The organism is Plantactinospora alkalitolerans, from assembly GCF_015690345.1.
GTDB lineage: Bacteria > Actinomycetota > Actinomycetes > Mycobacteriales > Micromonosporaceae > Plantactinospora > Plantactinospora alkalitolerans.
Genome location: NZ_JADPUN010000149.1, coordinates 1 through 4,035, shown reverse-complemented (window position 1 = coordinate 4,035; position 4,035 = coordinate 1). Strand labels below are relative to the sequence as shown.

4 protein-coding genes are annotated in these 4,035 nt (G+C 72.4%); 1 reads left to right on the top strand and 3 read right to left on the bottom strand.

The window, feature by feature from the left end:
• Nucleotides 1–756: IS5 family transposase (locus I0C86_RS15345; RefSeq protein ID WP_230394199.1), on the top strand; the 756-nt coding region annotated here is incomplete at its 5' end.
• Nucleotides 757–941: 185 nt separating this feature from the next.
• Here the strand turns inward: I0C86_RS15345 and I0C86_RS15340 are convergent.
• The 3 genes from I0C86_RS15340 to I0C86_RS15330 all read right to left on the bottom strand — a co-directional run.
• Nucleotides 942–1,400: an ATP-binding protein gene (locus I0C86_RS15340; protein ID WP_196201899.1), complete on the bottom strand. Its 459-nt coding sequence runs from the start codon at nt 1,398–1,400 to the stop codon at nt 942–944.
• Nucleotides 1,401–1,548: 148 nt separating this feature from the next.
• Nucleotides 1,549–2,808 carry a vWA domain-containing protein gene (locus I0C86_RS15335; RefSeq protein WP_196201898.1) on the bottom strand — a complete coding sequence of 420 codons (1,260 nt, stop codon included), beginning with the start codon at nt 2,806–2,808 and terminating at the stop codon, nt 1,549–1,551.
• Nucleotides 2,805–4,035, bottom strand: a 1,231-nt coding sequence (locus I0C86_RS15330) for an AAA family ATPase (RefSeq protein ID WP_230394198.1), incomplete at its 5' end; no start/stop codon positions are given. The genes I0C86_RS15335 and I0C86_RS15330, both read right to left, overlap by 4 nt.

Below are 4,035 nucleotides of genomic sequence, written 5' to 3'. Positions count from 1 at the left end.
GGGTTGGGGATCGGGCGGCGTGTGCATGATTTGCGGGAGATCGTCAACGCGATCCTGTACGTGGCCAGGACTGGGATCGCGTGGGAGTACCTGCCGCACGACTTCCCGCCCGCGAAGACCGTGTACGACTACTACGCCAAGTGGGAGCGGGACGGGACCACGCAGCGGATCCACGACCTGCTACGCGATCAGGTCCGGATCGCTCGTGGCCGTGCGGTTGGTCCGACGGCGGCGGTCATGGACGCGCAGAGCGTGAAGACGTCCTGCAATGTCGCCGAGACGAGTCAGGGCATCGACGCGGCCAAGAAGATCAAGGGACGGAAGCGGCATATAGCCACCGATGCTTTGGGCTTGCTGCTGGCCGTGATCGTCACCGCGGCGTCCATACAGGACTCCGCCGGCGGCGCGCAGATCCTCGACGTCCTGGCGGCCGATCATCCGTCGGTGTCCAAGACCTGGGTCGACGGCGGCTACAACACCGCGGTCTGGCGCCACGGCGCTCGCCTCGGCATCGATGTCGAAGTGGTACCCCGTCTCGCGGAGAAAGGCTTCCAGCCCTTGCCTCGCAGGTGGGTCGTGGAGCGCACGTTCGGCTGGCTAACCCAACATCGACGACTGGTCCGCGACTACGAAACGCTGCCCCAGCGATCCAGAACGATGATCCACTGGGCGATGGTTAACACAATGAGCCGCTTCCTCACCGGAGAAAGTACTCCAACCTGGCGAATCGGAACCGACCTAGTCGGGCAAACTTGACCGAGTGGGATCAGATGCCCTCTTACGCCGCCCGTCCAGAACCGGACGGCGTCGGCGACGCCACCCGGCGCGCCTGTACGACGAGCGCTCGCTGCTTCCTTCCCTCCACGAGGGACGAAAGACCCACCACCTGGATCATTTGTCAGGAACTCTCAAGGCGCCGCCTCGTCCGGTGGCCGACCAGGTTACGGCGACCGGGACGGGCGCGTACCGGTGGGAAGCCCGGCAGCGAGGGAGAGCCGGACCCGCACGGACGTGCCGGGCGTCCTGGGGGTGATGGTCAACGAGTCGGCGAGTTCCCGGACGAGCCGGAGGCCCCGCCCGCCGGTCCGCAGCGGCGACTGATCGGACAGCTGCCCGGCGGCGAAACCCGGCCCATCGTCGTCGACCTGGCAGACCAGGTCGACGCCGACGTGCTCCAGTCGCAACGACCCACTTCCGCCGCCGTGCCGTACCGCGTTGGTGAGTATTTCGTAGACGGCGAACACGAAGCCGTCGAGCCGGTCGCCCCGCATCCCGTGCCCGGCCGCGAGCCGCGCCACCTGATGGCGTAGGCCCGTGATGTCGGCGGCCGTGAAGCGGACCGCCAGCGAGGCGGGTGCGTCCGAGCCCGGCGAGAGATCGCCGTCGCATGCCGCACCCATGGGACCTGCCCTTCTGCAGCGTCGCGCCCGGCGGGGCCCGCCCGGGCACCCTGCGACGAGCACCACGGAGATTCGCCTGCTCCCTGATGCCCAGCGACAGCCGGTCGCACACTACCGGTTTGCCCGGACCGGCCGGTTCGGCGGCGGGTCACCGGCCGGCGGATGCGTCGCCGATGACGACCACCCGGGCCCACCCGGGTGGCGAGTCCGGCACGTGGTCGGGGTTGTTCTCGTCCCATGACCGGGCCCTTCCCTGGCGCGGAAACAGTCCCACCACCGTCCGGCACGGTGGCCGCGCGTCCGGCCAGGGCGTCTGCCCGTCGGTCAGGGCCACGATCACGTCCGGCCGGGGCTGGCCCCGGAGTGCTCTGGTAAAGCCCGTACGCAGGTCCGTTCCGCCGCCGCCGAGTAGTGGGATCCCCTCGGCGCGGCACAGTGGGTGCACGACCCGGGCCGCCGCGTCGCACGGGAGCACGGTGACCAGGTCCCGCCGGCCACCCACGGCGCGGGCGATCGCGGCGACCTCGAGGAGCGCGCTGCCCAGCTCGGCGTCGCTGACCGACCCGGACGTGTCGATGACCACGGCGACCCGGGGCGGCCTGCGCCGCAGGCTCGGCAGGAGAACGCCGGACAGTGCCGTGGATCGCCGTGCCGGCCGGCCGTAGCTGTAGTCCTCGCCCGCGCCGGGGCTGGAGGTGGCCGAGCGGACGGCCGCGCCAAGCAGGTCCCGCCACGGCTGCGGCGGGTGGAACGCCTCGTCCGCCCAGCGCCGCCACCCCTTCGGGGTGTTCCCCGGACGGGCGCTGATTCCCTGCGCGACCCGGAACCGGACCGCGTCCCGTTCCTGCGCGGTGAGCCCGTGCGCACCGTCCGGCCCGAGGTCCCACGCCCGCTCCAACCCGTCGGCGCCGCTGCCGCAGTCCAGCCAGGCCAGGCTCTGCGTGTACGGCCCGAGCCGGAACTGCCGCAGGTAGTCCTCCATCAGCTCGCCCTCGGGTAGCCCGAGAAGCCGAGGGTCGACGGCGCCTTCGGGCCGGACCAGCCCATCCCCGAACACGTCGTCGTTGATCTCGCAGTCTGCGGCGATGTTCATCCTCAGTCGTTCTCCCGGTCCGGTCAGTCCGCGCTCCACCGCGACCCGGTCGCTGCGCCCGTGATGATCGCGTAGCAGGTGCGAGACCTCGTGTACCCACACCCCGGCCAACTCCTCCACCGGGGTCCGGGCCACGAACGCCGGCGAGATGTAGCACCGCCAGTGGCGGTCCACGGCCATTGTCGGCACCCGCCGCGACTCCACCGGATGCAGTGCGAACAGTGCGGTCGCCAGGTAGGGCCGGACCCGGGCGGCGTGCAGCCGGGCGGCGAAGACCTTCTGGAGGTCCAGCCTTCCGGGCTCGTCGGGCGTCATCGGCCGCCTCCCGTGGCGGCGCCGACCCGCGCCGCGGCCCTGTCCGCCTGCCGGCTCAGGGACACCGCCCCGGCGAGCAGCTCGATCGATGCCGGGACGTCCCAGTCCGCCCGGCGTACCGTGGCGAGCGTGCGCGCTGGCACGACCACCAGGTCCGGGGCTCCGGTCTCCAATGCCCGGACCAGCAGGGCCCACGCGGCGTCCCAGCGAGACCTCTCCGGACGCCTCCGGACCGCCTCGACCACACCGTCGAGTACGGCCTGCCGCAGGTCGCCCCGCTCCGGCAGGTCGGCCGCCGCCGGGTCGGCCAGCAGCACCTCGGGGTCCGGAAGGTCCATCCGGTCCAGACTGGCCAGCAGTTCCAGCCCTGGGCCGTCCCCGACCGTGCCTCTGACCAGCATGGACAGCACCTCCCGCGAGGTGCCGGCGGCGGTGGCGAAGGCGAGCAGCCGCAGCGCCATCTCCCAACTGCGCGGTGACGGCCAGGCACCACCCCGTCGGGCCTCGTTGCTCGGCAGTTGGTGGACGAGCGCGGGGCGGGCGCCGAGGAGTCCGCAGACCGCACGACGGGCGAACGTCACGGCCTCGGCCGACCGCTCCGGGTCGAGCCACGGCAGCGACGCGCGGGGCCAGGTCCCGCCGAGGCCGCGCACCACCACGTCGTGGTCGTACGTCCACTGCAGGTGTACGAACCGGTTGGCCAGGGGCGGGCTCAGTTCCCAGCCGTCGGCGGCGGAGGCCCGGGGATTGGCGGCGGCCACGATCCGGACTCCGGCCGGCAGGCGCAGGGCGCCGACCCGCCGTTCGAGGACGAGGCGGAGCAGGGCGGCCTGGACGGCCGGCGGTGCGGTGGACAGCTCGTCCAGGAAGAGCAGCCCTCGGCCGGACCGCACCAGGCGTACGGCCCAGTCCGGCGGGGCCATCGGAACGCCCTGTACGGCGGGGTCGTCACCGACCACGGGCAGACCGGAGAAGTCGGACGGCTCGTGCACGCTCGCGATCACCGTGGTCAGCGGCAGGTCGAGGGCTGCGGCGAGCTGGTTCAGGGCGGCGGTCTTGCCGATTCCCGGCTCTCCCCAGAGCAGCACCGGCAGGTCGGCGGCCGCCGCCAGGGTCAGTGCCTCCAACTGCGCGTCGGGGCGCGGTTCGGTGGCGGTGTCCTGGAGCAGGGCGAGCAGGTCGGCGGCGACGTCGAGTCGGGGGAGGTGGGCCGGGCCGGTGGGTGCG

What these genes read in the sequence shown, in the direction of transcription:
- I0C86_RS15340 (WP_196201899.1), bottom strand. Translation starts at nt 1,400, where the DNA reads ATGGGTGCGGCATGCGACGGCGATCTCTCGCCGGGCTCGGACGCACCC.
- I0C86_RS15335 (WP_196201898.1), bottom strand. Translation starts at nt 2,808, where the DNA reads ATGACGCCCGACGAGCCCGGAAGGCTGGACCTCCAGAAGGTCTTCGCC.